The organism is Sporichthyaceae bacterium (assembly GCA_036493475.1).
GTDB lineage: Bacteria > Actinomycetota > Actinomycetes > Sporichthyales > Sporichthyaceae > DASQPJ01.
On sequence record DASXPS010000147.1, the window covers coordinates 66,613 to 93,131 of the forward strand.

Annotated in this window: 22 protein-coding genes; 17 read left to right on the top strand and 5 right to left on the bottom strand. The window is 69.6% G+C overall.

The annotated features are described in order from the left end of the window. Positions 1–144 precede the first annotated feature (144 nt). The 6 genes from dnaK (at position 145) to VGJ14_15305 (ending at position 7,668) form a co-directional block, all read left to right on the top strand. On the top strand, positions 145–1,989 hold the full coding sequence (gene dnaK, locus VGJ14_15280) for a molecular chaperone DnaK (protein ID HEY2833791.1): 1,845 nt from the start codon (positions 145–147) through the stop codon (positions 1,987–1,989). A gap of 56 nt (positions 1,990–2,045) precedes the next feature. Beyond that, a complete protein-coding gene (grpE, locus tag VGJ14_15285; protein HEY2833792.1) occupies positions 2,046–2,600 on the top strand; it encodes a nucleotide exchange factor GrpE in 555 nt (184 codons plus the stop codon). A 25-nt stretch (positions 2,601–2,625) separates the two neighbouring features. Beyond that, on the top strand, positions 2,626–3,801 hold the full coding sequence (dnaJ, locus tag VGJ14_15290; protein HEY2833793.1) for a molecular chaperone DnaJ: 1,176 nt from the start codon (positions 2,626–2,628) through the stop codon (positions 3,799–3,801). A 55-nt stretch (positions 3,802–3,856) separates the two neighbouring features. Beyond that, the gene (locus VGJ14_15295) at positions 3,857–4,297 is read left to right on the top strand and encodes a helix-turn-helix transcriptional regulator (protein HEY2833794.1); all 441 of its coding nucleotides are present in this window, start codon (positions 3,857–3,859) and stop codon (positions 4,295–4,297) included. A gap of 97 nt (positions 4,298–4,394) precedes the next feature. Further along, positions 4,395–6,983, top strand: a complete 2,589-nt coding sequence (gene clpB, locus VGJ14_15300; GenBank protein ID HEY2833795.1) for an ATP-dependent chaperone ClpB — start codon at positions 4,395–4,397, stop codon at positions 6,981–6,983. Between the two features lie 67 nt (positions 6,984–7,050). Then, positions 7,051–7,668 (top strand): type VII secretion system-associated protein, encoded by a 618-nt coding sequence (locus VGJ14_15305; GenBank protein HEY2833796.1) that lies wholly within the window; start codon positions 7,051–7,053, stop codon positions 7,666–7,668. Positions 7,669–7,674: 6 nt separating this feature from the next. Here the strand turns inward: VGJ14_15305 and VGJ14_15310 are convergent, their stop codons facing one another. Beyond that, positions 7,675–9,045 carry a hypothetical protein gene (locus tag VGJ14_15310; protein HEY2833797.1) on the bottom strand — a complete coding sequence of 457 codons (1,371 nt, stop codon included), beginning with the start codon at positions 9,043–9,045 and terminating at the stop codon, positions 7,675–7,677. 136 nt (positions 9,046–9,181) lie between these two features. On the opposite strand from VGJ14_15310, the gene VGJ14_15315 reads away from it, so the two are divergent. The 8 genes from VGJ14_15315 (at position 9,182) to VGJ14_15350 (ending at position 18,581) form a co-directional block, all read left to right on the top strand. Then, positions 9,182–10,213 carry an alpha/beta hydrolase gene (locus VGJ14_15315; protein ID HEY2833798.1) on the top strand — a complete coding sequence of 344 codons (1,032 nt, stop codon included), beginning with the start codon at positions 9,182–9,184 and terminating at the stop codon, positions 10,211–10,213. Between the two features lie 30 nt (positions 10,214–10,243). Further along, positions 10,244–11,101: a hypothetical protein gene (locus VGJ14_15320; protein HEY2833799.1), complete on the top strand. Its 858-nt coding sequence runs from the start codon at positions 10,244–10,246 to the stop codon at positions 11,099–11,101. Beyond that, complete coding sequence (locus VGJ14_15325; protein ID HEY2833800.1) at positions 11,098–11,883, top strand: hypothetical protein; 786 nt, start codon at positions 11,098–11,100, stop codon at positions 11,881–11,883. The genes VGJ14_15320 and VGJ14_15325 overlap by 4 nt, the downstream gene beginning before the upstream one ends. Next, a complete protein-coding gene (locus VGJ14_15330) occupies positions 11,880–12,254 on the top strand; it encodes an FKBP-type peptidyl-prolyl cis-trans isomerase (GenBank protein HEY2833801.1) in 375 nt (124 codons plus the stop codon). The genes VGJ14_15325 and VGJ14_15330 overlap by 4 nt, the downstream gene beginning before the upstream one ends. 97 nt (positions 12,255–12,351) lie before the next feature. Next, a complete protein-coding gene (gene pyrE / locus VGJ14_15335) occupies positions 12,352–12,888 on the top strand; it encodes an orotate phosphoribosyltransferase (protein ID HEY2833802.1) in 537 nt (178 codons plus the stop codon). Positions 12,889–13,469: 581 nt separating this feature from the next. Further along, the gene (locus VGJ14_15340) at positions 13,470–16,559 is read left to right on the top strand and encodes an adenylate/guanylate cyclase domain-containing protein (GenBank protein HEY2833803.1); all 3,090 of its coding nucleotides are present in this window, start codon (positions 13,470–13,472) and stop codon (positions 16,557–16,559) included. 4 nt (positions 16,560–16,563) lie between these two features. Further along, on the top strand, positions 16,564–17,217 hold the full coding sequence (locus VGJ14_15345) for a TrmH family RNA methyltransferase (protein ID HEY2833804.1): 654 nt from the start codon (positions 16,564–16,566) through the stop codon (positions 17,215–17,217). Continuing rightward, on the top strand, positions 17,214–18,581 hold the full coding sequence (locus VGJ14_15350) for an FAD-dependent oxidoreductase (GenBank protein HEY2833805.1): 1,368 nt from the start codon (positions 17,214–17,216) through the stop codon (positions 18,579–18,581). Before VGJ14_15345 ends, VGJ14_15350 begins: the two co-directional genes overlap by 4 nt. Positions 18,582–18,669: 88 nt before the next feature. Here the strand turns inward: VGJ14_15350 and VGJ14_15355 are convergent, their stop codons facing one another. Beyond that, positions 18,670–20,139, bottom strand: coding sequence for an MFS transporter (locus VGJ14_15355; GenBank protein ID HEY2833806.1), 1,470 nt, complete (start codon positions 20,137–20,139; stop codon positions 18,670–18,672). Between the two features lie 159 nt (positions 20,140–20,298). Between VGJ14_15355 and VGJ14_15360 the strand changes: the two genes are divergently transcribed. Further along, on the top strand, positions 20,299–20,946 hold the full coding sequence (locus VGJ14_15360) for a TetR/AcrR family transcriptional regulator (GenBank protein ID HEY2833807.1): 648 nt from the start codon (positions 20,299–20,301) through the stop codon (positions 20,944–20,946). A 1-nt stretch (position 20,947) separates the two neighbouring features. On the opposite strand, the gene VGJ14_15365 is transcribed toward VGJ14_15360, so the two are convergent. Then, positions 20,948–21,784 carry a class I SAM-dependent methyltransferase gene (locus VGJ14_15365; protein HEY2833808.1) on the bottom strand — a complete coding sequence of 279 codons (837 nt, stop codon included), beginning with the start codon at positions 21,782–21,784 and terminating at the stop codon, positions 20,948–20,950. Between the two features lie 133 nt (positions 21,785–21,917). Here VGJ14_15365 and fbaA point away from each other — a divergent pair, with 133 nt between their 5' ends. After that, positions 21,918–22,943, top strand: a complete 1,026-nt coding sequence (gene fbaA, locus VGJ14_15370) for a class II fructose-bisphosphate aldolase (GenBank protein HEY2833809.1) — start codon at positions 21,918–21,920, stop codon at positions 22,941–22,943. A 23-nt stretch (positions 22,944–22,966) separates the two neighbouring features. Next, entirely contained in the window at positions 22,967–23,491 is a 525-nt protein-coding gene (locus tag VGJ14_15375; protein ID HEY2833810.1) for a DUF6636 domain-containing protein, read from the top strand. Between the two features lie 7 nt (positions 23,492–23,498). Here VGJ14_15375 and VGJ14_15380 read toward each other — a convergent pair whose 3' ends face one another. Further along, positions 23,499–25,010 carry a fatty acyl-CoA synthetase gene (locus tag VGJ14_15380; protein HEY2833811.1) on the bottom strand — a complete coding sequence of 504 codons (1,512 nt, stop codon included), beginning with the start codon at positions 25,008–25,010 and terminating at the stop codon, positions 23,499–23,501. Positions 25,011–25,097: 87 nt separating this feature from the next. Beyond that, a partial coding sequence (locus tag VGJ14_15385; GenBank protein HEY2833812.1) for an ABC transporter substrate-binding protein occupies positions 25,098–26,519 on the bottom strand: 1,422 nt, incomplete at its 5' end.

Sequence of the window (26,519 nt, forward strand, 5' to 3'; positions counted from 1 at the left end):
TCGACACTCGCCCGCGGCCCCCTCTCGGGAACATTCGACGGTCGAGCAGAGTTGAGCCAATCAGACTCAAGTGAATTGACGATGGAAGCATCCATCTGGCAGCCTTGAGCGCAGTCAGCTCAGCTTCAACAGGAGGAACACAAGATGGCTCGTGCGGTCGGCATCGACCTGGGTACGACGAACTCCGTCGTCGCCGTTCTTGAAGGTGGGGAGCCCACCGTTATCGCCAACGCCGAGGGCGCCCGGACCACTCCGTCGGTGGTCGCGTTTGCGCGCAACGGCGAGGTATTGGTCGGTGAGGTGGCCAAGCGTCAGGCGGTCACCAACATCGACCGCACCATCCGCTCGGTGAAGCGCGAGATGGGCACCAACTGGTCCAAGGACATCGACGGCAAGACCTTCACCCCGCAGCAGATCTCCGCGTTCGTGCTGCAGAAGCTCAAGCGGGACGCCGAGTCCTACCTCGGCGAGACCGTTACCGACGCGGTCATCACCGTGCCCGCGTACTTCTCCGACGCCGAGCGCCAAGCCACCAAGGAGGCCGGTGAGATCGCGGGCCTCAACGTGCTGCGCATCATCAACGAGCCGACCTCGGCGGCGCTGGCCTACCGGCTGGACAAGGACACCTCCGAGCACCGCATCCTGGTCTTCGACCTCGGCGGTGGCACCTTCGACGTCTCGCTGTTGGAGATCGACGAGGGTCTGGTCGAGGTGAAGGCCACCAGCGGTGACAACCGCCTCGGTGGTGACGACTGGGACGAGCGGATCATCGATCACCTGGTGCAGAAGTTCCGCGCCGCGCACGGCATCGACCTGGCCAAGGACAAGATGGCCATGCAGCGCGTGCGGGAGGCCGCGGAGAAGGCGAAGATCGAGCTCTCCTCGGCCCAGTCCACCGCGATCAACCTGCCCTACATCACGCAGGACGCGGAGAAGAACGCGCTGTTCATGGACGAGACGCTGTCCCGCGCGGAGTTCCAGAAGATCACCGCGGATCTACTCGACCGCTGCCGCAAGCCGTTCGCCTCGGTCATGAAGGACGCCGCGGTCTCGGTCAAGGACATCGACCACGTCGTGCTCGTCGGTGGCTCCACCCGGATGCCCGCCGTCTTCGACCTGGTCAAGGAACTGACCGGTGGCAAGGACCCGCACAAGGGCGTGAACCCCGACGAGGTCGTCGCGGTCGGCGCGGCCCTGCAGGCCGGCGTGCTCAAGGGCGAGGTCAAGGACGTTCTGCTGCTCGACGTCACCCCGCTGTCCCTCGGTATTGAGACCAAGGGCGGCGTGCTGGACAAGCTGATCGAGCGCAACACCACGATCCCGACCAAGCGTTCACGCACCTACACCACGGCCGAGGACAACCAGCCCTCCGTGCTGATCCAGGTCTACCAAGGTGAGCGGGACTTCGCCCGGGACAACAAGTCGCTCGGCAACTTCGAGCTGACCGGCCTGCCCCCGGCGCCGCGCAACGTGCCGCAGATCGAGGTCACCTTCGACATCGACGCGAACGGCATCGTGCACGTCAACGCCAAGGACCTGGGCACCGGCAAGGAGCAGTCGATGACTGTCACCGGTGGCTCCGCGCTGCCGCGTGAGGACATCGACAAGATGGTCCGCGACGCCGAGCAGTACGCCGAGGACGACCGCAAGCGGCGCGAGGCGGTGGAGAACCGCAACACCGCGGAGGCGTTGGTCTACCAGACCGAGAAGTTCATCGCGGACAACGCGGACTCCCTCGCCGAGGGGCCGAGCGCGGCCAACCGGGCCGAGGTCGAATCGGCCGTCGCCGAGCTGAAGAAGGCCCTGGAGGGCAACGACGACGAGGCGGTCAAGACCGCCACGCAAAAGGTCGCCGCAGCCAGCCAGACCCTCGGCGCGGGCATGTACGCCGGTGCCGCCCCGACCGCGGAGGCCGGGCCGACCGGTGACCACACCCACGCCGACGAGGATGTGGTGGACGCCGAGATCATCGATGAGGACGGCAAGTGACGGAGCGAAGCGACCTCTTCGGAAAGAACACAGGTGAAACCGAGCGCGAAGAACCGGTGATCCGGGACAAGCGGCGCCTCGATCCGGTCACCGGTGAGCTGCGGCCGGGGGCCATCGTGCCCCCGGCCGCGGCCGCCGGCCCGGTCGTCGAGGCAGCGTCGCCTGTTCCATCTCCTCCAGGGGATGGCAGCGCGGCCGAACTGGCCGAGCGCACCGCGGACCTGCAACGTCTGCAGGCGGAGTACATGAACTACCGCCGTCGGGTGGAACGGGACCGCGAGGCGGTACGCGAACTCGCCGTGATCGCTGCACTGAACGAACTGTTGCCGGTGCTCGACGACGTCGGGCGGGCGCGGGCGCACGGGGAGCTCGTCGGCGGCTTCAAGGTCGTCGCGGAATCCCTGGAGGCCGCGCTCGGCAAGCTCGGGCTGGTGCCCTACGGCGAGGTGGGTGACCCGTTCGACCCCAAGGTGCACGAGGCGCTGTTGCACGAGTTCTCCACCGAGGTCAGCGAACCGACCTGCGTGGAGGTGTTCCAGCCCGGCTACAAGGTGGGCGAGCGGGTCATCCGGGCGGCCCGGGTACGGGTTGCTGAGCCCGAGGAGAACTGACGAAGCGTCATGAGAGGGGGACGGCATGAGTAACAGCACGCGCGAGTACCTCGACAAGGACCTGTATGCCGTCCTCGGCCTGAAGAAGGGCGCTGCGGCCGCCGAGGTCAAGAAGGCCTACCGGAAGCTGGCCCGGGAACTGCACCCGGACCAGAACAAGAACAACGCGGAGGCCGAGGAGCGGTTCAAGGAGGTCTCCGAGGCCTACTCCGTGCTCGGCGACGCCGAGCGACGCAAGGAGTACGACGAGGGCCGGGAACTGTACGGCTCCGCCGGCTTCAACAACGGCTTCGGCCCGCGCCGCGGTGGTGGCGGGGGCGCGCCGGGCGGGGCGAACTTCGATTTCTCCTTCGGCGACGGTGGGCTGGGCGACGTGCTCGGCGACATCTTCAACCGGGGTCAAGGCCGGGGCCGGGGCACGGGGGCCCGGCGCGGTGCCGACATGGAGACAGAGGTGACGCTGAACTTCGCCGACGCGGTCGAGGGCGCCACCGTGCCGCTGCGGTTGAGCAGCGAGGCTGCGTGTTCCTCCTGCGCGGGCACCGGGGCGCGGGCGGGCACCACGCCGACGCTCTGCCCGCACTGCGGGGGGAGCGGGCACACCAGTCGCAACATGGGTGGGTTCGCCATGTCCGAGCCGTGCCAGGCCTGTCGTGGCCGGGGCATGGTGGTGGACGACCCGTGTCCGACCTGCCGCGGCAGTGGACGCGGAACCAGCACCCGGACGATGAACACCCGCATCCCGGCCGGGGTGAGTGATGGTCAGAAGATCCGACTGAAAGGCAAGGGCGCGCCCGGCGAGCGGGGCGGCCCGGCCGGCGATCTGTTCGTCACCGTGCACGTGCGCCCGCACCCGGTCTTCGGCCGCCGCGGGGAACACCTGACGGTCACCCTGCCGGTGACCTTCGCCGAGGCAGCGCTGGGCGCGGAGGTGAAGGTGCCCACGCTGAACGCGGCACCGGTCACGCTGCGGCTGGCGGCGGGCACCGCGAACGGACGCACCATGCGGGTGCGCGGACGCGGCGCCGCACGCAAGGACGGCAGCCGGGGTGACCTGTTGGTCACCGTGAACGTGGTGGTGCCGAAATCGCTCAGCCCGGAGGCGACCGAAGCCCTGGAGGCCTTCGCTGCCGCCACGCCGGGTGACCCGCGCGCCGACCTGATGGCCGCCGCAACCACGCAGGCGTCCGAACAACCGTGACCTATAGCTCACCGTTGTTCGGACACCCGGAGGGTTTTGGAGAGGAGGAGGCGCGATGAACCCGCACGAGGACTTCGAGATCGGGGTTTACGTGATCTCGGTGGCCGCGGAGCTGTCGGGACTGCATCCGCAGACCCTGCGGCAGTACGACCGGCTCGGCCTGGTCTCGCCCGGCCGCACCTCCGGCCGCGGCCGGCGCTACTCCGGCCGGGACATCCTGCGCCTGCGCGAGGTGGCCCGACTCTCCCAGGAGGAGGGCGTGAACTTGGCCGGGATCAAACGGATCCTGGACCTGGAGCGCACGGCCGACGCCCTGCACGAACGGGTCGCCCAACTCGAGGCCGAACTGAACTATGTCGTGGCCGCGCTGCGCGAGAAGCAGTCCGAGGCCACCTCGCCGATCTACCGCCGGATCAACCTGCCCGCCGTCTACGAGCCGCCGCCCTCCACCGTCGTCGTCTGGCACCCCACGAACAAGCCCCGCCCGCCCCGCTGACGCCCCCCGTTCCTGCGCATGTCATGCGCAACGGAGATGGCGCCGTTCCGACACCGCACCCAGCCATGTCGGTCGCACTTCGAGGAGAACCGAGGACATGGACGCCGAGAAACTCACCACCCGCAGCCAAGAGGCCTTCTCCACCGCAGTGCGCCGGGCAGCTACCGCCGGGCACAGCCAGGTGGAGCCGGTGCACCTGTTGCTCGCCCTGCTGGCCCAGCCGGACGGCACGGTCCGCCCGCTGCTCACCGCCGCGGGCGCCGACCCGGCCGCGATCAACACCGCGGCCGAGGCGATGCTCGAGCGACTGCCGGCCGCCAGTGGCGCCACGGTCGCCTCGCCGGGCGTGGCCCGGCCGACCTACCTCGCGTTGCAGGCCGCGGCCGAGGCCGCGGAGAAGCTCGGCGATGCGTACGTGTCCACCGAGCATCTGCTGGTCGGCCTGGCGTCCGGAGGCTCCGACGTCGCGGAGCTGTTGAAGCAGCATCAGATCTCCCCGCAGCAGCTGTTGGACGCCTTCGGCGCGATCCGTGGCAACGCCAAGGTGACCAGCCCGGACCCGGAGGCCACCTACCAAGCGTTGGAGAAGTACGGCGTCGACCTGACCGCCGCTGCCCGGGACGGCAAGCTGGACCCGGTGATCGGCCGGGACGCCGAGATCCGCCGCGTGGTCCAGGTGCTGGCCCGACGCACCAAGAACAACCCGGTGTTGATCGGGGAGCCCGGCGTCGGCAAGACCGCGGTGGTGGAGGGCCTGGCGCAACGCATCGTGGCCGGCGACGTGCCGGAATCCCTGCGCGGCAAGCGATTGATCTCCCTGGACCTGGCGGCGATGGTGGCCGGCGCGAAGTACCGCGGGGAGTTCGAGGAGCGGCTGAAGGCGGTGCTGGCGGAGATCAAGAACTCCGAGGGACAGATCGTCACGTTCATCGACGAGCTGCACACGCTGGTCGGGGCCGGCAACGCCGAGGGCTCGATGGACGCGGGCAACATGCTCAAACCGATGCTGGCCCGCGGGGAGCTGCGCCTGGTCGGCGCGACCACGCTGGACGAGTACCGCGAGCGGATCGAGAAGGATCCGGCGCTGGAGCGCCGCTTCCAGCAGGTGCTGGTCGGCGAGCCGAGCGTGGAGGACACCATCGGCATTCTGCGCGGCCTGCAGGAGCGCTACGAGGCGCACCACAAGGTGGCCATCGCCGACGCCGCGTTGGTCGCGGCGGCCACTCTGTCCGATCGCTACATCACCGGGCGGTTCCTGCCGGACAAGGCGATCGACCTGGTCGACGAGGCCGCCTCGCGGCTGCGCATGGAGATCGACTCCTCCCCGGTGGAGTTGGACACGCTGCGCCGCGGCGTGGACCGCATGCGGATGGAGGAGATGGCCCTGGCCCGGGCCGACGACCCCGCCTCGATGGAGCGATTGACCCTGCTGCGCAAGGAACTGGCGGACCGTCAGGAACAGCTGGATGCGCTGACCGCGCGTTGGGAGCAGGAGAAGTCCGGCCTGAACCGGGTCGGGGAGCTCAAGCAGCGGCTGGACGACGTGCGTGGGCAGGCCGAACGGCTGCAGCGCGACGGGGACCTGGAGAGCGCCTCCCGGCTGCTCTATGCGGACATCCCCACGCTGGAGAAGGAGCTGGCCGAGGCCTCCGCGGAGGAGAGCGACACCGACCGTTCGGTCATGGTCTCCGAGTACGTCGGTCCGGACGACGTGGCCGAGGTGGTCGCGGCGTGGACCGGGATTCCGGTCGGGCGGTTGCTGGAGGGCGAGACCGCCAAGCTGCTGCGCATGGAGGAGGAGCTCGGCAAGCGGCTGATCGGGCAGACCGAGGCGGTGCGCGCGGTCTCCGACGCGGTGCGTCGTTCCCGCGCGGGCATCTCCGACCCGGACCGGCCCGTCGGCTCGTTCCTGTTCCTGGGCCCGACCGGTGTCGGCAAGACCGAACTGGCCAAGGCGTTGGCCGACTTCCTGTTCGACGACGAGCGCGCGATGGTGCGCATCGACATGAGCGAGTACTCCGAGAAGCACTCGGTGTCCCGCCTGGTCGGTGCCCCGCCCGGTTACGTCGGTTACGACGAGGGCGGTCAGCTCACCGAGGCGGTGCGTCGTCGGCCGTACACCGTGGTGCTGCTCGACGAGGTGGAGAAGGCCCACCCGGAGGTGTTCGACATCCTGTTGCAGGTGCTCGACGACGGGCGACTGACGGATGGTCAGGGCCGTACGGTGGACTTCCGCAACGTGATCCTGGTGCTCACCTCCAACCTGGGTTCGCAGTTCCTGGTCGACCCGACGCTGGACGAAAACACCCGACGTGACGCCGTGCTGGCCGCGGTGCGCGCGGAGTTCAAGCCGGAGTTCGTCAACCGGTTGGACGACATCGTGGTGTTCAGCGCGCTGAGCACCGAGGACCTGACCAGGATCGTGACCATCCAGGTGGCGCGACTGGCCAAGCGATTGGCCGATCGGCGTATCACGCTGGAACTAACGCCGGCCGCGGCGGAATGGCTGGCGTTGAGCGGATTCGACCCGATCTACGGCGCCCGGCCACTGCGCCGGTTGATCCAGACCGCGATCGGCGATCACCTGGCCCGCAAGGTGCTCGCCGGCGAGATCCGCGACGGCAGCACCGTGGTGGTGGACCGCCAACCGGACGGCGATTCGCTGGAGATCACCACCAAGGGGTGAGCTTTCGCCTGCGCCACGGCTGCGCGGCTGATCGGCATGCGTCAGACTCTCGGCATGGAGGCGCACGGTGGTTGACCACAGCCGGCCGCTGCCGCCGTTGACCGAGGAGATCCGCGAGGCCGCGCGCAAGCGGCCCGGCGGTTGGGTCTACGCGATCGACCCCGAGCACGAGGGCGCCGGTGCCGTCCCCCGGCAGGGGATCATCGGCGCCTGGCGGGTGGACGGCCTGGGCCGGCTCACCGGGGAGTTCCGGCACAACCCGGACTACGTGCCCTCGGCCGGGGCGCTGCGGTTGCCGCCGCCCACCGATGCGCTGGACGAGGTACTGCAACGCGCCGCCTACAAGTTGGCCGACGACACCGAGGTGGTCGACGCGGTATTGATCACCGAGCTGTGGCTGCAGTCCTCCGAGCGGCCCGGCCTGCTCAGCGTGCCCGATGAACGCGGCGGCTGGGTGATCCACGCGTTCAGCTCGCAGGAGCACGCCGAGGCGGCCACCCGGGACCGGCCCTCCGAGCACACCCCGGAGGACATCACCGGCTGGCAACGCCGCTTCGGCCACGAGTTGGCCGCAGCCTGGCCGGTCGGTCATGCGCTGGAGATCAACCCGGCGGGGCCCGCGTCGGCCCGCATCTCCGGCGAACAACTGCGCAATGCGCTGGCCCGCCGGGCCACCTCTAGTTGAACGGCCTCAGAGGTGGCGCAGGAAGATGTCGGTGTCATGGTTGGTGTCGCCGAGCACCAGGTTCGAGGCGTCCGAGGCGAACACCACCACCGAACCGTCCCGGCTGATCGCCGGCATCACCGACAGCTTGTTGCCCTGCAAACCGGCGTCGGACATCGCGACACGGATCGTGGTGTTCTTCGTCCGGTCGCGCACGAACACCTCGCGCACGTTGTTGGTGTCGCCCAGCACCAGGTTCGTTGCCAGTGACACGAACGCCACGTACCGACCGTCCTCGCTGACCGAGGCGGCGTAGGAGTCCGCGTTGGACTGCTCGCCGGTGGCGGAGACGCTGACCCGCTCGGTGGATCCGGTCTGCATGTCGTGCAGGAACACGTCGGGCACGCCATTGGTGTCGCCGGTGTCCAGCTTCCCCTCGGGGTTGATGATGCTCTTCGGGTCGTCCTGGAACGTCGGGTCGATGCCCAACAGGTTCGTCGCCTCGGACTCGAAGGCGACGTAGCGGCCGTCGCCGCTGATCGCCGGTTCCGCGCTGGTGCCGTTGGACTCCCCGCCGACGCTGTTCACGCTCACCCGGCGGGTGGTGTTGGTCTGACGGTCGCGGACGAAGATGTCGTCGTGCTGATTGACGTCATACGGCACCAGGTCGGTGGAGCTGGAGGAGAAGGCGAGGTAGCGGCCGTCGTCGCTCAGCGACAGCGCGCCGCTGCCGCTGCTCGCCGGCCCGCCGAAGAACGCCGCGGTGACCAGGTCCGTGGTCTTCTTCATGCGGTCAACGGCGTATAGCTGGGTGGCGGCGCTCTTGACGCCCTTCATGATGTTGGTTGCCCGGGACTCGAAGCCAACGACGTTGCCGTCCTTGCTGATCACCCCGAACCCGCTCTCGGCGTCGGTCTGCGACCCGTCGTAGCTCACCGATACGCGGGTGGTGCTGCGGTTGTCCCGGTCGTAGAGGAACACGTCGCCCTGCCGGTTGGTGTCACCCGCCACCAGGTTGGACGCGTAGGAGTCGTAGACGACGTAGCGGCCGTCGCCGCTGATCGTCGGGTTGTAGCTGTCGGCGTTGCCCTGCTGCCCGGTGTTGCTCACGCTGATGCGGCGGATGTGGCCGGTCTGGGTGTCGCGCAGAAAGATGTCGCGGGCGTGGTTGTAGTCGCCCGGCACCAGGTTGGAGGCGTCGGAGCCGAACGCCACCCAACGCCCGTCGGCGGACACCGCCGGGGTGAAGCTGGCGTCGTTCGCCTCGACCGAGCCGAGGCTGATCCGTAGCAGGTGCTGCAGCACATCGGCGTGAGCGGCGGGCGCCGGGCCAGACACGATGAACACCGGCAGCGCGGTCAGCAGCAGGCCGATGGCGAGACGCACGCGGCGGGACACGGTCACACGCTACGCGGTGACGGGCGTCATTCGACATATCAACCGAAAGGCCGGGTATACCGCATCCGAAACGCTCATGCGCGCAGAACGGGGTGTGCACACACTGGCAAAACCGCTACAACCAAGGAGCCGGCAGGTGACCGTGGGGGACGGTGCCGTCGGCAATGAACGGGGGGCCGGGACGATGCCAGAGGCCAGGTTGCGCGCCGTCGAGGACGACTGGGCGAGCACGTTCGCGGTGCAGCACCTCACGGTGCACGGTCATCGAAGAGCCTTCATCAAAGCGGGCAACGGACCCGCGCTGGTGCTGCTGCACGGTATCGGCGCGAGCTCGGCGACCTGGTCGGGGTTGATTCCGATGCTCACCGAGCGGTTCACCGTGATCGCGCCCGACCTCCTCGGGCACGGCGCCTCGGATGCCCCCCGCGCGGACTACTCGGTGGCCGCCTACGCCTGCGGTGTTCGGGACCTGCTCGCCCTGCTCGGCGTGGAGCGGGCCACCGTGGTCGGGCATTCCCTCGGTGGCGCGATCGCCGCCCAACTGACCTACCAGCACCCGGAGTTGGTCGAACGACTGGTGTTGGAGGCCGCCGGCGGCGTGGCCCGCGAGCTGCACCCCGCGCTGCGGCTGGCCGCGCTGCCCGGCGCCGAGCAGGTGTTGCCGCTGCTCAACAACCCGCTGGGGCGGCGCATGACCCGCCTCGCGCTGCGTGCGCTGCGCGGCCCGGTCGGCGGACTGACCACCGATGCCGACCAAATGCTGGAAACGTTGGACGCCATGACCACCGCGGGCAAGCGGGCCGCGTTCTGCCGCACGCTGCGCGCCAGCTGTGACATGTCCGGGCAGGCCGCCAGCCTGCTCGAATACTGCTACCTGGCCGAGGCGGTGCCCACCATGATCGTGTGGGGCGAGTGCGACCCGGTGCTGCCGGTGGCGCACGCGCACGCCGCCTCGGTGGCCATGCCGGCCGCTCGGCTGGAGTTGTTCCCCGGCACCGGTCATTTCCCGCACCGCGCGGACCCCGTGCGTTTCCTGCAGGTCCTCACCGATTTCATGACCAGCACACCTGCCGCGGAACACTCCGCCGGGGCCTGGCGCGAGCGACTGCGACGCGGCGGCTGTGTAGTTCCTGACAGCACTGCGGACGCCGTCGCGCCGGTGGTCTGACGCCCGGTCAGCCGGAGTAAATTGCACAGCATGCACCTGCACGGCAAGGTCGCGGCGCTGCACGTCGGCGCCCACAAGACCGGGACCACCGTGCTGCAGAAATACCTGGCCGAGCACGAGGCCGAGCTGCGCCGCCGCGGCGTGTACTACCTGCGGCGCTCGGAGTTGGCCCGCTACGCCGGCTGGGGTGAGCGGCTGGCCGAGGATCCCGCACCGCTGCGGGCCCGGTTGCGCAAGTTTCGCGTCGATCCGCGGTTCCGCGTGCTCATCGGATCCAACGAGAACCTGATGGGCCGTCCGTTCCCGCGGGGTGGCGACGGCCGGCTGTACCCGCAGGTGAGTCGCAACGCCGCGGCGCTGGGTGCGGCGCTGCGCGGCAGCGGCTGCAAGATCCTGCTCACCGTGCGCCCGCAGCCGGACTTCCTGGAGTCCTACTACCTGCAGACCGTGCATCAGGGCCGCGACGAGCCCTTCGAGGACTGGCTGGCCCGGGTGGATCTGGACGCGCTGTCCTGGCGACCGATCGTTTCCGCGCTGCAGCGGACCTTCGGTCCCGACCGTGTCGAGGTGGTGGATTTCCGACGGATCTCCCACGGCCAGGAGGCCTATCTGCGCCACCTGCTGCACCGGATCGATCCGCAGTGGGATGTGGAGATCCACTATCCCGAGGCACGCAACCGATCCATCTCCGAGCGCGGCCTGCAAATGGCGTTGGCCGCCAACCAACACCTGGCCACCGGCGCGGAACGGCGAGCGTTGCGCGGGTTCCTGCAGACTCACTTCTCCAACGTGGACTTCCCGCGGCCGGTGCTGCTCGGCGAGGAGCGGCGCACCGCCTTGTGGGAGCACTACCGCGAGGACTACGAGGACCTGGTGGGCAGCGCATGAACTTCGACGCGGTGCTGCACCTGACGATGCCCGCGACCGGATCGGAGCAGATCGCGGAGATCCTCGCCGCGCTCAACCCGCCGGCGGCGGTGCCGCTGCTGTCCGGGCCGCACCTGTTGGGTGACGACCTGCTGGGCCCGCAGGACGCCGAGTGCCTGCGCCCCGGTGCCGCCGACGCGGTGGCGGCGGCGCTGGCCTCCCTCGGTGCGGGCAAGGCGTTGGTGGTGCTGGACGCCCGACGGCAGGACCGATTGATGGAGCACGCCCACCTGCACGCGGTGCGCGGCGGCAGCGTGGTGCCGTTCGCCGAGCAGTTCCCGCGGGCCTACGAGCCGGTGTTGGACTGGCAGGACCTGGCCGACCGGGTGGCCGCGGTGCCGGGCGTGGCCGAGGTGCTGGTGCGTCCGGTGGAGTCCTTCCGCGCCCGGCCGGAATTGCTCGCCGCGGACCTGCTGGCGCTGGCCGGCATGGCCGAGCCGGCAGCCACTGCGCCCGTGCCCACCCCGCCGACGTTTTCCGCCCGTGGCGTACGGGTGGCCCGTGCGCTGAACGCGCACATCCGACCCGAGGAGCGGGTGCTGGTGCGCGAGTTCGTCGCCGAGAACTTTCCCGGCCCACCCGCGGGCAACCAGTTCCTCCGGCCGCAGACCAGGGCCCGGATTCTGGCCGCGTACGCTGCGGTCAATCGCGCGTTGTTCCGGACCAGGCTGCCCGAGTTCGTTGAGGACTCCTACTCCGACGACGCGCGCACTGCCGCGCTGGCCCTCCGGGAGAGAGCATGAGCTTTGACGACCGGCCCGAGATCGATTTCCCCGGTGGCGAACCGCCCGCGGATCTGGTGATCACCGACCTCAAGGTGGGCGACGGCGCGGAGGCCACGTCCGGCGCCACTGTCTCGGTGCACTATGTCGGCGTTGCCTTCTCCACCGGCGAGGAATTCGACGCCAGCTACAACCGCGGCAAACCGCTGAACTTCCGCCTCGGCGCCGGCCAGGTCATCTCCGGCTGGGACCAGGGCGTGGCCGGCATGAAGGTCGGCGGGCGGCGGAAATTGGTGATCCCGCCGCACCTGGCCTATGGCGACCGCGGCGCGGGCGGCGCGATCAAGCCGGGCGAGACGCTGATCTTCGTCGTCGACCTGCTCGCCTGCTGACCCGTTTTCTCAACCTCTCATGGCGTGTGGGGCCATCCCGCGCGTTTGATAGCCCCCACGCCATGAGCGGACGGGGATTCTCCCGGAAGGAGCGCCAGTGAGCGCCCGTGACGAACTGCAGAAGCTGATCACCGAACGCGCCGTGGTGCACGGCAAGGTGGTGCTGTCCTCCGGCCGGGAGGCCGACTACTACGTCGACCTGCGCCGGATCACGCTGGACGGGCAGGCCGCGCCGCTGGTCGGCCACGTCATGCTGGAGGCCACCGCGCATCTGGACTACGAGGCCGTCGGCGGCCTGACATTGGGCGCCGACCCGGTCGCCGCCGCGATGCTGCACGCCGCCGCCACGCAGGGCCGGGTGCTGGACGCGTTCGTGGTGCGCAAGGAGGGTAAGGCCCACGGCCTGCAGCGGCGCATCGAGGGTCCGGACGTGGCCGGGCGCCGGGTGCTCGCCGTCGAGGACACCTCGACGACCGGCGGCTCCGTGCTCACCGCAGTTCAGGCCCTGCGCGAGGCGGGCGCCGAGGTGGTGGGCGTGGCGGTCATCGTGGAACGCGGTGCCCGGTCGGCGATTGAGGCCGAGGGACTGCCGTACGTCGCGGCCTACGAATTGGCGGATCTCGGTCTGACCTGACAGGGGATTCCGATGAGCGCGCACCGCCGCGGCCAGTGGGCCACGCTCGACGACGAAACCCTGTGCGCTTACTCGGATCGAATCGACGCGCTCTATTCAAGTTGAGGGACCAGCTGCGGTCGCCCCGCCGGGGTCGCCGGCGGGGCGACCGCGCCTTGCGGTGGCGACTGCGGGTCAGAAGTCGGCCACCGGCACCGGGGCCGCGGGATTGGGAAAACTGAGTCCCCCCACCGGCCCCGGAGGCTGTTGATCCCCCGTTGCAAAGCCCTGCGTCGATGACCGCGGAGCCGTGCCTGCAACGTAAATGCGGCCCCGTCGGCGTTCCAGCCGCACTACGCCGTCCGGGTGACAGCGGTGGGCATTGACGCCGACGGTCATTTACCGATTCGCTTCCTGCCGTGACGGGCCGTCCTTGCTCCGCGTGCGGTCAGCACAACGACGCCACGGCCAAGTTCTGCATTGAGTGCGGGAGTTCGCTGTCCGCGGTGTGCTCACGGTGCGCGTCGCCGGTCCCCGCGAGCCAGAAATTCTGCGGCGAGTGTGGGCAGGACCTACGGCCTCCGGCGGAAACCGCCTTGGCCGTGCCAACTGACGGTGGGCCAGAGGGTGAACGCAAGCAGGTCACTGTGCTGTTCGCGGATGTCGCCCGGTCCATGGACCTGGCCGAGCGATTCGATGCCGACGAGTGGACCTCCATCATCACCGGTCTGTTCCGGGTGGCCGCGGACGCCGTCACCCGATTCGGCGGCACCGTCGACAAGTTCACCGGCGACGGCCTGATGGCGGTCTTCGGCGCTCCGGTCGCGCAGGAGGACCACGCCGCCCGCGGCTGCCACGCCGCGCTCGCTTTGATCACCGCCGCGACCGAATACGCCGCGGTAGTGCAAGCCGAGCACCGCGTGGAGCTGGCGGTACGGGTCGGACTGAACTCCGGTGAGGTGGTTGCCGGGGACGTCGCGAGTTCGGGGTTCACCGCGGTGGGGCACGCCGTGGGACTGGCGCAACGCATGGAGTCCGGTGCGAACCCCGGCAGCGTCCGACTTACCGAGCGCACCGCGCGATTGGTGGGCGACGCGTTCCGGTTGCGGGATCTCGGCGTGGTGCAGATCGCCGGCGCGGCCGAGCCGATGCATGCCTATGAACTCGATGCGGCGACCGGCCGTACCCGCAGCCGCGCCGGCACTGCGCGCCTGGTGGGCCGCCAGGCGGAGTGGGATGCGATCGAGGCCGCGCTGGCCGCGGCGGACCGTGGGCAGGCTCAGGTGATCGGCATCGTCGGCGAGGCCGGCGCGGGCAAGAGCCGGTTGTGCGAGGAACTCGCCGCGCGCGCGACACAACTCGGCATGGGCGTTCGACGCACGGCCGGTGTCTCGCACGCCACGTCCGCGCCGCTGTTGCCGATCCGCGCGTTGCTCGCCGACTACTTCGCGATCTCCGACAGCGATTCTGCCGCCGATGTTCGAACGAAGGTTGCCGCCCGGGCGCTCGACCTCGACCCGTTCCTCGCTGACGATCTGCCGTTGATCTTCGACTTCCTTGAGGTGCCCGATCCGGATCGGCCCGCTCCCAACCTGGGGCCCGACGCACGGCGGCGCCGCGTCCTGGAGGTCATCCGTCGGATGACGCGGCGGCGCAGCGAACGCGCCGCTTTCGTATTCCTCTTCGAGGACCTGCACTGGTTCGACGAACACAGTCTCGCGTTCCTCGATGAGTGGCTGCCCTCTTTCCCCGGCACCCGCACGCTGATCGTCACCAACTTCCGGCCCGAGTTCCGCCCGCCGTGGGCGAGCCGCTCCTACTACCGGCAGTTGCCGCTGTCCGGCCTGGGCCTGGACGACGTGCGTGCGCTGCTGGCTGATCTCCTGGGCACCCATCGGTCCTTGACTGCGTTGGCCGAGGACGTTGCCGAACGCTCCGGCGGGAACCCGTTTTTCGTCGAAGAGATCGTGCGCTCCTGGATCGAGGACGGCACGCTGGCCGGCATGCCCGGCGGATATTGCCTGGCGCGCCCGGCGGAGGCAGTGCGGGTACCCGCGTCGGTCCACTCTGTTCTCGCCGGACGCATCGATCGGTTATCGGCCACCGAGAAGGCGCTCGTGCAGACCGCCGCGGTTATCGGCCGTTCGTTCCCCGCGGATCTGCTGGCCGCCGTCGCCGGTGCCCCACGTGTCGACGACGCGTTGTACGCGCTGTGCTCGGCCGAACTGCTGCAGCAGACCGAGGACGGGGATTACCGGTTCTGGCACCCCCTCACCCAGGAGGTCGCTTACGCCAGCCTGCTCAGCGCCACCCGCCGTCGTCACCACCGCGCGACGGCGCACGCCCTGCTGGATACCGACGCCACCCGGCACGATGAACTGGCAGCGGTCGTGGCCGGCCACTTCGAGGCAGCGGCCGATCGCGTGGAGGCGGCCCGCTGGCAGATCCGGGCTGCGACCACCGCCGCTCGGACGGACCTGAACGAGGCGATCCGCCGCTTACAGGCGGGGGTCGGCCATCTTGCCGATGCCCCGCAGACCCCGGAGGTCAGTGCCCTCGGGGTACGCGGCCGGGTGCAGCTGTTGCGGATCGGTGCGCGTCTCGGGCTGGATCCGGCGGACGCCGACCGGATTTACGCGGAGGCGCACGCCGCCGTCCAACAGCTCGACGCTCCTGTGCTGGCGGCGGCCCTGTCGATGGCGAACGGCGTGTACCGGATGTTCGCGGTCAGCACCGGCGAGGGTCGACATGCGATGGTGGAGGCCGCGCGACAGGCCGACCTCAGTGACGACGTCGAGGTGCGTGCCTGGGCCTACACCTCGGGGTCCGCACCGTTCGCCTACACCGGCCCACTGCAGGCGGGACTGCAGCGGCTGGACCACGGGGTGACACTGTGCGCGGGTGATCCGCGAGTGGGGATGGGTTACGGGTACAGCGTGCTCGACACCGGGCTGTTCCTGCGGGCGTCGTTCTGCATCCCCGCCGGGATGCTCGACGCGGCCCGGTCCGGCTTGCAGGCCGCGCTGGGCGCCTTCCGGATCCGGCCGATGGCGGACTGGCAGGTGTGGACGCTGGCGCTGTTCGCACCGCTCGCGGAAGCCACCGGCCTGGCATCGGACCTCGATGCAGACGTCGGTACCGAGGAGATGTTGCGGCTGGCCGAGGACGCGGGCAGCGCGCTGGGCCGGGTGCGGGCCATGCAGGCCTGGGGCATCGTGTCCGTGCTGCGTGGGCAGTACGCGCAGGCGTGCGGCCAGTTGGAGGACGGCCTGGAAATATTGCGCAAGCATCGGGCCGCGGTGTGCGAAGAACCGGGCATGCTGGCATATCTGGCTCAGGCACAGCTCGGCTGCGGTGAGGTGGCCCAAGCGCGCGCCACCGCGCAGGAGGCACTGGTGGCAGCCCGCACCCAGGGGGCGCAGGTGGTCGAGTGCTACGTCCAATTGGTACGGGCCCGCATATGGCGGCAGAGCGCCGCGGGCGAGGCCGACCGGGAGGTGGCGGCGGCCGCGTTGTCTGCCGCTGAGGGCCTCGCCGACGAGGTTCAGGCGCGCACCTACGCCGCCTTCCTCGCTGAGGAACGGATCCGCCTCGACGGTGGCAACCTGGCCGAGGCGGCAGACGGTTACGAGGCGATCGGCGCACACCGGCACGCGCGACGCGTTCGGGCGGCCTCGGCCCGCTTAGATTGACCGGGTGGACTCCCCGACCGAGGACCTGTCGTGGTCCGACGTCGGCGTCGGGCCGCACCCCCAGCCCTGGCCCACCGGCGAGCGCTTCGACCCCGCGTTGCTCGAGCACGGTGACCGGCGCAACGTGGTGGATCGCTACCGGTACTGGCGTCGCGATGCCGTAGTCGCGGACCTGGACACCCGCCGCCACCCGTTCCACGTGGCCATCGAGAACTGGCAGCACGACTTCAACATCGGTTCGGTGGTGCGCACCGCCAACGCCTTCCTGGCCGCGGAGGTGCACATCGTCGGCCTGCGCCGGTGGAACCGGCGCGGCGCCATGGTCACCGACCGCTACCAGCACGTCCGCCACCACCCCGACGCCGCCGCGCTGGTGGCCTGGGCCGACACCGCCGGGCTGCCCCTGATCGGCATCGACAACCTGCCCGGCTCGGTGCCGCTGGAGACCTTCGACCTGCCGCGGGACTGCGTGCTGGTGTTCGGGCAGGAGGGCCCCGGGCTGTCCGCCGAGGTCCGCGCGGTGTGCACGCACGTGTTGTCCATCGCGCAGTACGGCTCGACGCGCTCCATCAACGCGGGCGCCGCGGCGGCCATCGCCATGCACGGGTGGATCCGTCGGCATGTCTTCGAGCAGAGCGCGGAAAGGACGCAGTCATGACCACCCGGATCGTGGTGATCGGTGCCGACGGCGCGGGGATGAGCGCCGCCTCGACGGTCAAGCGCATGCTCGGTGACGACGTCGAGGTGATCGCGTTCGAGCGCGGCGAGTTCAGCTCCTACTCCGCCTGCGGCATCCCGTATTGGATCGCCGGCGACGTCGGCGACCGCGACGAGCTGATCGCGCGCTCTCCCGAGCAGCACCGCGCCAACGGCATTGACCTGAGGATGCGTCACGTGGTCGAGGGCATCGACCGCGCCCGCGGTGAGGTCGCGGTGCGTGATCTGACCGTCGGCACCGATCTGCGGGTCGGCTACGACCACCTGGTGATCACCACCGGTGCCCGGCCGGTGCGTCCCGACCTGCCCGGCGTGGATGTGCCCGGTGTGCTGGGTGTGCAGACCCTCGCCGACGCGATCGCCATCCAGGCCGAACTGGACCGCGGCGCGAAGCGCGCGGTGGTGGTCGGTGCCGGCTACATCGGCATCGAGATGGCCGAGGCGATGGTGCGCCGCGGATTGCAGGTGGTGACCGTGCTGGAGGGCGCGCCGCAACCGATGAGCACGCTGGACCCCGAACTCGGCGCGATGGTGGCCAAGGCCATGGCCGGCATGGGCATGACCGTGCGCACCGGCACCAGGGTCACCGGCTTCTTGACCGGCGACGACGGGCGGGTGCGGGCGGTGACCACGGACACCGGTGAAGAACCGGCCGACCTGGTGGTGCTCGGCATCGGGGTGCGCCCCGAGGTGGCGCTGGCCACGGACGCGGGCCTGACCATCGGGGAGCACGGTGGCCTGCGCACCGACGACCACCAACGGGTGCTGCACACCGACAACATCTGGGCCGGCGGCGACTGCGTTGAGGTGCGTGACCGGATCTCCGGGCAATACCTGACGGTCGCGCTGGGCACCCACGCCAACCGGCAGGGCCGGGTCATCGGCACCAACCTCGGCGGGCGGGACACCACGTTCCCCGGCGTCATCGGCACCGCGATCAGCAAGGTGTGCCACCTGGAAATCGGTCGCACCGGGCTGGGGGAGAAGGCCGCGACCCAGGCCGGGTTTGACGTCGTCACCGCGACCATCGAGTCCACCACCCACGCGGGCTACCTGCCCGACGCGGGCGACATCACCTGCAAGGTGATCGCGGAGAAGGGCAGTGGCCGGCTGCTCGGCGCGCAGATCGTCGGCAACGGCCCGGGCGCCGGCAAACGTATCGACACCTTCGCCACCGCGATCTGGGCCGGACTGACCGCCGACGAACTGGCCCACGTCGACCTGTCCTACGCCCCGCCGTTCTCCCCGACCTTCGACCCGGTCACCGTCGCCGCCCGCCAAGCCGCCACCGCCGCCCGCAGCTGAGCTGCCTAACTCCCCCGAGTGTGTAGTTGCGCAGCCAGAACGGCCCGCAAAGCCTGCACAACTACACACTCGGGAGAGAAGCGCAGGTTTACGCGGCGGCGGGGAGCGGTTCGACGATCGCCGGCGCGCCGTGCAGGCCGCCCTCGGCGCGGGGTCGACCCGGCAGCAGGAACGTCAGGCCGAAGGCCAGCGCGATCAGCGCAATCTCCACGCCGAGCGCGAGGGCGAAGGCGTGGTCGAGGTCACCGAAGCCGCCCGCCGGGCCGGCGGAGAAGAACACCGTGCCCAGCACCGCGATGCCGACCGCACCGCCCAGCTGCTGGATCGCGGTGAGCACGCCACCGGCCGAACCGACCTCCCGGGCCGAGACACCGGCCAGCACGATGTCGAACATCGGCGCCATGGTGAGCCCGGTGCCCACCCCGCCCAGCAGCAGCGCGGGCGCCAACGTCCACGAACTGACCTGGTGCCCCAGTACCTGGATCACGACGAGCAGCAGCAGCATGCCCGCGGCCATCGCGGTCAGACCCGCGTGCATCAGCCGCCGGCCCAACCGCGCGGCCAGGCCCGCGCCCGCGACGATGAAACCGACGACCATGCCCAGCGCGCTCGGCGCGGAGGCCAACGCCGACTTGGTCGGCGACCAGCCCAGACCCAGCTGCATCCACAGTGTGCTGACCAACGCGGAGCCGATCATCGCGGAGAAGATCGCCAACGCCACCACGATGCCGCCGGAGAAAGCAGGCTTGTGAAACAGGCTCGGCTCCACCAACGGGGTCCGCCCGGCGACCGCGGTGCGCCGCTCGTGGGAGGCGAAGGCGGCGAAGGTGAGCACCGAGGCGCCCATCATCGCGAACGTCCAGGCCGGCCAGCCCAGCTCGCGCCCCTGCACCAGCGGGTAGATCACCAGGCCCGCACCCACCGCGCCGAGCGCCGCACCGAACAGGTCCAGACGCATCCCCTCCGCGCGTCGGCCGGCCGGCAGGAAGCGCAGCGCGGCCAGCACGGTGACCACACCGATCGGGATGTTGATCGCGAAGATGGCCCGCCAGCCGGCGCCGAACAGGTCGACGTCAACCAGCCAGCCACCGAGAATCGGGCCGCCCACCGCGGACAGCCCCATGATCGGGCCGAACGCACCGAAGGCCTTCGCGGTCTCCGCGGGCGGGAACATCTCCTTGATCATGCCCAGGCCCTGCGGCAGCACCATGGCGCCGAGCAGCCCCTGCAACACCCGCGCGCTGATCAGCATCGACGGGGACTGCGCGACCGCGCACAGCAGCGAGGCGGTGGTGAACCCGGCGGTGCCGATCAGGAACATGCGCTTGCGGCCGAACATGTCGCCCAGCCGGCCGCCGATCAGCAAACCGACCGCCATGGCCAGGGTGTACGCCGCGCCCAACCACTGCACCAGCGTCTCGCCGGCCCCAAGATCGCCCCGGATGGTCGGGGCGGCAACGGTGGTGACCAGGGCATCGAGCAGATCCATGATCTCCATGCCCAGGATCACGAACAGCGCCGCCCAGCGCTTGTCGTAACCGGTAGTGACCTCGTCCACGTGCATCCCCCGACTGCCAGCTTCTGGAACGGCGTTCCAGGCAACGAACACTGTTCTACATGTTAACGTTGTTCGACGCAAGGACAGTGTTCGGAGGTTCCATTGGTCGAGGTTCCGGTTCCACCGTGGCGGACGCCCCCGAAGACCGTGCTAGCGCGGGTGCCCATCACCCAGGACGCGATCGTCGGCGCGGCGCTACGCGTGCTGGACGCGGAGAACCTGGACGCGGTGAGCATGCGGCGGGTGGCCCAGGAGCTGGACACCGGCCCGGCTTCGCTCTACGCCCATGTGGCCAACAAACAGGAACTGCTCGACCTGATGTACGACCGGGTGATGGACGAGGTCGAGCTGCCCGGCCCGCCGGACGCCGCGCGGTGGCGGGAACAGGCCCGCGAGCTGATGGTCACCATGCACCGCACGTTGAGCGCGCACTCCGACATCGCCCGCGCCGCCCTGGCCAACATCCCCACCGGTCCGAACGCGCTGCGCGTCACCGAGGCGCTGCTGCAGATCCTGGCCGCGGGTGGGGTGCCCGCGCAGCCCGCCGCGTGGTTCCTGGACCGCATCGCGCTCTACGTCAGCGCCGACGCGTACGAGGCCACGCTGTGGCCGCAGTCAATGGTCGGCGACCCCGAGGAGTTGGTCGGCTCGTTGCAGGCCTACTTCCGCAGCCTGCCCGCCGAGCAGTTCCCGGCCACCCTCGCGCACGTCGAGCAGTTGACCGCCGGGATGCCCGCTGAGCGCTTTCTGTTCGGCCTGGACCTCATGCTGGGTGGGCTGGCCGCGCTGGTGCCGCCGCGCGGATGACTCACCGACGCTGCGCAATCAGGATCTGGTACTCCCAGTTCATGACGAAGCGGTCCGCGCCGCAATCCGCGTCGGCGGCCAGCGCGTCCAGCCCGGCATCCAGCGCCGCGGCGCGGGCCGGGTCGTCGGCCAGGTTCCGGTACACGGCGATCGTCGGCCCGTAGCGCGCCTTGAAGTACTCCCGGAAATCCACCGGCTCGTCGAAGCAGTCCACCCGCACCGACTCGGAGATAACCCGAGTCACCTCGACCGCCTCGCCAAACAGCCCGCGCACGTGCTGCTCGTCGCCCCATAGCGGCGGGGGCTGCGCGCCGGGCGACGGGGGCGGGGCGTAGGGCTTCATGGTGGCGAACATGCGCCCGACGAATCCGGACGGGGTCCAGCTGAGCAGTGCGATCCGCCCGCCCGGGCGGCACACCCGGGCCAGTTCGGCAGCGGCCACCTCGTGGTGCGGGGCGAACATGACCCCCAGACAGGACAGCACCACGTCGAACGAGCGGGCCGGCCACGGCAGTGCCTCGGCGTCAGCGGCCTGCCAGTCCAGGTGTGCGCCGCGCGCGGCCGCTCGGGCGCGGCCGGCGGCGAGCAGGTCCGGGGTGAGGTCCGAGGCGATCACCGAGGCGCCGGTCAGCGCGGCAGGGATCGAGGCGTTGCCCGAGCCCGCCGCCACATCCAGCACCTGCTGCCCGGCGTGCACGCCGGCCGCCTCGACCAGTCGCGCGCCCAGACCGGTGATCACCTCGTCGGCCAGCGCCGGGTAGTCGCCCAGCGCCCACATCGTGCGGTGCCGGTCCTTCAGGGCTTGGTCGGCCTCGGTGGCCGGTGTCGTGATGGTCATCGCTTGCCTCCGTCGTCGTTGTGCGCAGACCGTAGGTCGCGCCCGTGGGCCCCGCCCAGTCCGAGATATGGACCGCCGGCCGGGTGCGGAATACTGCGACGGGTCCGGCCGTCCACGTCAGGGAGGCGCGCTCATGCCCATCGCGACCGTCGAGGTCTACGCGCAGATGTTGGACCGCGCGAAGGCCGGCGCCTTCGCCTACCCGGCGATCAACGTCTCGTCCTCGCAGACGTTGAACGCGGCACTGGCCGGCTTCGCCGAGGCGGGTAGCGACGGCATCATCCAGGTCTCCACCGGCGGCGCGGAGTACCTGTCCGGCCCGACGCAGAAGCACATGGTCACCGGTTCGGTGGCCTTCGCGCTCTACGCGCACGAGGTAGCCAAGCAGTACCCGGTGCAGATCGCGCTGCACACCGACCACTGTCCGAAGGACAAGCTGGACGGCTTCATGCGTCCGCTGGTCGCCATCTCCGCCGAGCGAGTGGCTCGCGGCGAGGAGCCGCTGTTCCAGTCGCACATGTGGGACGGCTCCGCCGTGCCGCTGGGCGAGAACCTGCAGATCGCGCAGGAACTGCTGGCCGCGTGCAAGGCGGCCAAGGTCGTGATGGAGGCCGAGATCGGCGTCGTCGGCGGCGAGGAGGACGGCGTCGAGGGCGGCGGCGGCGACAAGCTGTACACGACCCCCGAGGATGCCCTGGCCACCGCCGAGGCGCTGGGCACCGGGGAGAGCGGGCGCTACATGCTGGCCGCCACTTTCGGCAATGTGCACGGGGTCTACAAGCCCGGCAACGTGAAGCTGCGCCCGGTCATCCTCAAGGAGATTCAGGACGCGGTCGGGGCCAAGGTCGGCAAGGACCAACCCTTCGACCTCGTCTTCCACGGTGGGTCCGGCTCGCTGCTCTCGGAGATCCACGAGGCGCTGGACTTCGGTGTGGTCAAGATGAACGTGGACACCGACACCCAGTACGCCTACACCCGCGCGGTGGCCGGGCACATGTTCAGCAACTATGACGGCGTGCTCAAGGTCGACGGTGAGGTCGGCTCGAAGAAGAGCTACGACCCGCGTGCCTGGGGCAAGGCGGCCGAGGGGTCCATGGCGGCTCGGGTGGTCGAGGCCTGCCAGGCCTTACGTTCGGCGGGTACCACGCTCGGGGCCTGAGTATGCGTCAGATCCGTGGATGGGTGGGGATTTTGCTGGCCACGGTGGTCCTCGCGGGCTGCGGCGGCGGGGGCGGTTCGAAAGCCCGGGTCACCCCCCAGCCGGTGCCCGCCGCCGAGTTGTCCACCGCGGCGCCGAGCAGCCAGCCGGACGCCGACTTCCTCGGCAGCACGCTGCAGGACGAGGTGCCCTATACCGACGAGGCGGGCCTGGTCAGCTTCACCTCGCCGGCGCACGACATCAACTGCTCGATCTCCGATGCGCCACGCGGTGTCTCCTGCCAGCTGCCGATTTTCTCCTACAAGCCGATCGAGAAGGACCAGTGCAAGGGCAACGGCGTGTGGGGCTCGACGGTCGAACTGGAGACCAAGAAGCCGACGTTCGTCTGCGCCACCGACGCGATCGTGGCCACGAAGACACTGCCCTACGGCAAGCGGATTGAGGACCAGGATCTGATCTGCGTCAGCAAACAGGACGGCATCACCTGCCGTAATGCCCGCACCGATCACGGCTTCCGCATCGCGCAGGGCTACTACACATTCTACTGACGATCCGTCAGCTTAACTTTTCCCGCAGTACCCGCTTGAGCAACTTGCCGGAGGCGTTGCGCGGTAGCTCGTCGGTGAAGTGCACCATCTTGGGCACCTTGTACTTGGCCAGCCGCTCCTTGCTGTAGGCGATCAGCTCCTCCGCCGTGGCGGTCTGCCCCGGCCGCAGCACGACCACCGCGGTCACCACCTCGATCCATTTCGGGTCCGGGGTGGAGATCACCGCGACCTCGGCCACCGCCGGGTGGGAGTAGATGCAGTCCTCCACCTCGCGCGAGGCCACCAGCACGCCGCCGGTGTTGATCACGTCCTTGATCCGGTCGACGACGGTGATGTAGCCCTCTTCATCGATGCGCACCAGATCGCCGGAGTGGAACCAGCCGCCCTCGAACGCCTCGGCGGTCTCCTCCGGCTTGTCCCAGTAGCCCTCGCACAGCTGCGGTGAGCGGTAGACGCACTCCCCGACCTCGCCCGCCGCCACGGCGGTGCCGTCCGGGTTGATCACCTGCATCTCCACGAACAGCACCGGCCGCCCGCAGGACTCCGGTCGTGCCGCGTGCTCCTCCGGCCGCAGCACGGTAGCCAGCGGAGCGATCTCGGTCTGGCCGAAACAGTTGTACCAACCGAGTTCCGGCAGTGCCTGGGCAATGCGTTCGCGCACCGGCCCCGGCATGACCGAGGCGCCGTAGTAGGCCTTGCGCAGGCTGGACAGGTCGCGGGTGGCGAAGTCGGGGTGTTGGGACAGCGGCACCCAGACGGTGGGCGCCAGGAACAGCGCGCGGGTCTTGTCCCGCTCCACCAACTCCAGCATCGTCGGGATGTCCGGGCTGGTGAGCAGCCGGTTGCGGGCACCCACCGCGAGCCACGGCAGCATGAACGCATGCATCTGCGCGGTGTGGTACAGCGGCATCGCGTGCAGCGGTGCGTCGTCCTCCTTGGCGTCCAGCGCGATGATCACCGAGGCGTAGTGGAGCACATAGGCGCGGTGGGTCATCATCGCGCCCTTGGCGCGTGAGGTGGTGCCGGAGGTATAGATCAATTGGCACAGGTCGGTGTCGCTGACCTCGACATCGACCACCGGGACGGGGCCGCTGCGCATGGCATCCAACAGTGCGTCCGGGCCGCCGTGTAGCAGCATGCTGGTGGGCACCCGGGCGAGCTTGCCGAGGTTGGGTGCCAGGTGCGGGTCGGCCAGTACCAGCGTGGCACCGGATTGCTCGATCAGGTAGGCGAGTTCCTCGCCGGTGAGTGCGTAGTTGATCGGCACGTGAACCAGCCCGGCCCGGCATGCGCCGAGGAAGGCGATCAGGTAAGCGTCGCTGTTCTGGCCATAGGCGGCGACCCGGTCACCCTTGCGCAGCCCGCGGTCCAGCAGCACCGCGGCGGTACGAGTGACCGCATCGTCCAGGTCCCGATAGGTCCACTCCCGGTCCTCGTAGATCAGCGCAGTGCGATCGGGCTGCCGGAGGGCCGAGCGGCGCAGGATGTCATCGACCGTGCTGGACCGGACGTTCGTCATGGCGCTCAATCTAGGGAACGCCGCGGCCCCCGGCCAGTGGGCCGGGGGCCGCGGGTTGGTTGTGACGTGGCGTCAGAACCCTGGGTGTTATTGCCAGGTGTAGATGACGAATTGGCCGGGGTCGGGGGTCCAGCCGTTGGGTGATCCGTCGGGGTTGGAGGCGGTGTTCTCGCTGTTGTACTTGTACATGAATTCCCGGCCCTGGCCGTTGTCGTGGTTCCAGTTGTCACCGGTGCGTTCGGTGGTGACGTAGGCGAAGCGTTGGTCCAGGGAGGCATCGGCCTTCCACACGGTGCCGTTGTCCAGTTCGGACATGAGTCGGTCGCGGGTCAGGTTGGGTCCGATGGCCCTGGCGGCCTGGGCGAAGATGTTCATGCCCACGTAGCCGGACTGCACGATGTGGTGGTTACCGCCGCGGTTGGCCCGGGCGTATTTGTTCATGGTGGCCATGAACTCCGCGCCCCACAGTTTGTAGGTGGTATTCGTCCAGTAGCGGGTGGCCGGCCACTTGCCGAACAGGGAACCCAGTACCTCACCGGCCAGGTGGTTACCGGAGATGCCCTTGGGTGGGTAGTAGCCCTGCTGTTGGGACTCGACCATGAATTTGGCCATGGTCGCGGGGTTGATCACGTAGTGAATGATGTGCTCGGGGGCCGCGGCGCGGAAGGCGAGCACGTAGGCCGACATCGAGGTTTCCGAGATCGACACGTCGGCGCGTTTGACCAGCTTCGACCCGGCGGCGTCCATGATCTTCTCCACCGTGTTGCAGGCCAGCTGCATCTCCGGGGAGGTCAGGCAGATCAGGCCGTAGGTGGTCGGCTTGATGGTGTTCGCCGCCCAGTGCGCCCCGGCCATCGCCTCGTGGATCATCGACATGTGGGTGGGGAACATGTACGGGTCCTGCCACTCGGTCTGGGAGTAGGCCCAGGCCCCCACATAGGGCAGGTGGTACTGCGCGAGGTCATCGTGGATCGAGGCGGTGGCCCAGTCGATGCCGGTGATCATGGAGAAGATGTGGTCCTGACCGACCAACTTCTTGATGCACGCCTTCGCCCGGGAAACCTCACCGGGACCGTCATCACAGTCCTGAATCACGATCCGGCGACCCAGCACCCCACCGCGGTCGTTGATCGCCGCCGCTGAGGCCTGGTTACCGCGCACCAACGGGGCGGTGATCAAGTTGCCCAGCGCCATGCCGTGCATGTTCACCGAGCCCAGCTTGATCTCATCCTTGGTCACACCGACATCGGTGGCACCCTGCTTGTCGTCATAGATCTTCTGGTTCTCCGCGGAGCTATCCGCAGCCGCCGCGCCCACCCCATCCCCACTGCCACCGGCCTGCGCCCCCGCCCGGACCGCCTTGGCCACCGGGACCGCCTTGCTCGCCTTGCTCGCGGCCTTGACCGCGGTCACCGCCTTGGCCGCCTTCACCCCAACAGCCGGCGCCGCCGGAGCCACCGCAGCAGCAGCCGCCGGAGCAGCAGCAACCGCAGCCGCACCCACAGGCGC

Excerpts from the sequence above, each read along its gene's own strand:
- VGJ14_15320 (HEY2833799.1), top strand. The coding sequence starts at position 10,244 with ATGCACCTGCACGGCAAGGTCGCGGCGCTGCACGTCGGCGCCCACAAG.
- fbaA (HEY2833809.1), top strand. The coding sequence starts at position 21,918 with ATGCCCATCGCGACCGTCGAGGTCTACGCGCAGATGTTGGACCGCGCG.
- VGJ14_15295 (HEY2833794.1), top strand. The coding sequence starts at position 3,857 with ATGAACCCGCACGAGGACTTCGAGATCGGGGTTTACGTGATCTCGGTG.
- dnaJ (HEY2833793.1), top strand. The coding sequence starts at position 2,626 with ATGAGTAACAGCACGCGCGAGTACCTCGACAAGGACCTGTATGCCGTC.
- VGJ14_15350 (HEY2833805.1), top strand. The coding sequence starts at position 17,214 with ATGACCACCCGGATCGTGGTGATCGGTGCCGACGGCGCGGGGATGAGC.
- VGJ14_15365 (HEY2833808.1), bottom strand. The coding sequence starts at position 21,784 with ATGACCATCACGACACCGGCCACCGAGGCCGACCAAGCCCTGAAGGAC.
- VGJ14_15325 (HEY2833800.1), top strand. The coding sequence starts at position 11,098 with ATGAACTTCGACGCGGTGCTGCACCTGACGATGCCCGCGACCGGATCG.
- VGJ14_15330 (HEY2833801.1), top strand. The coding sequence starts at position 11,880 with ATGAGCTTTGACGACCGGCCCGAGATCGATTTCCCCGGTGGCGAACCG.
- VGJ14_15380 (HEY2833811.1), bottom strand. The coding sequence starts at position 25,010 with ATGACGAACGTCCGGTCCAGCACGGTCGATGACATCCTGCGCCGCTCG.
- dnaK (HEY2833791.1), top strand. The coding sequence starts at position 145 with ATGGCTCGTGCGGTCGGCATCGACCTGGGTACGACGAACTCCGTCGTC.
- clpB (HEY2833795.1), top strand. The coding sequence starts at position 4,395 with ATGGACGCCGAGAAACTCACCACCCGCAGCCAAGAGGCCTTCTCCACC.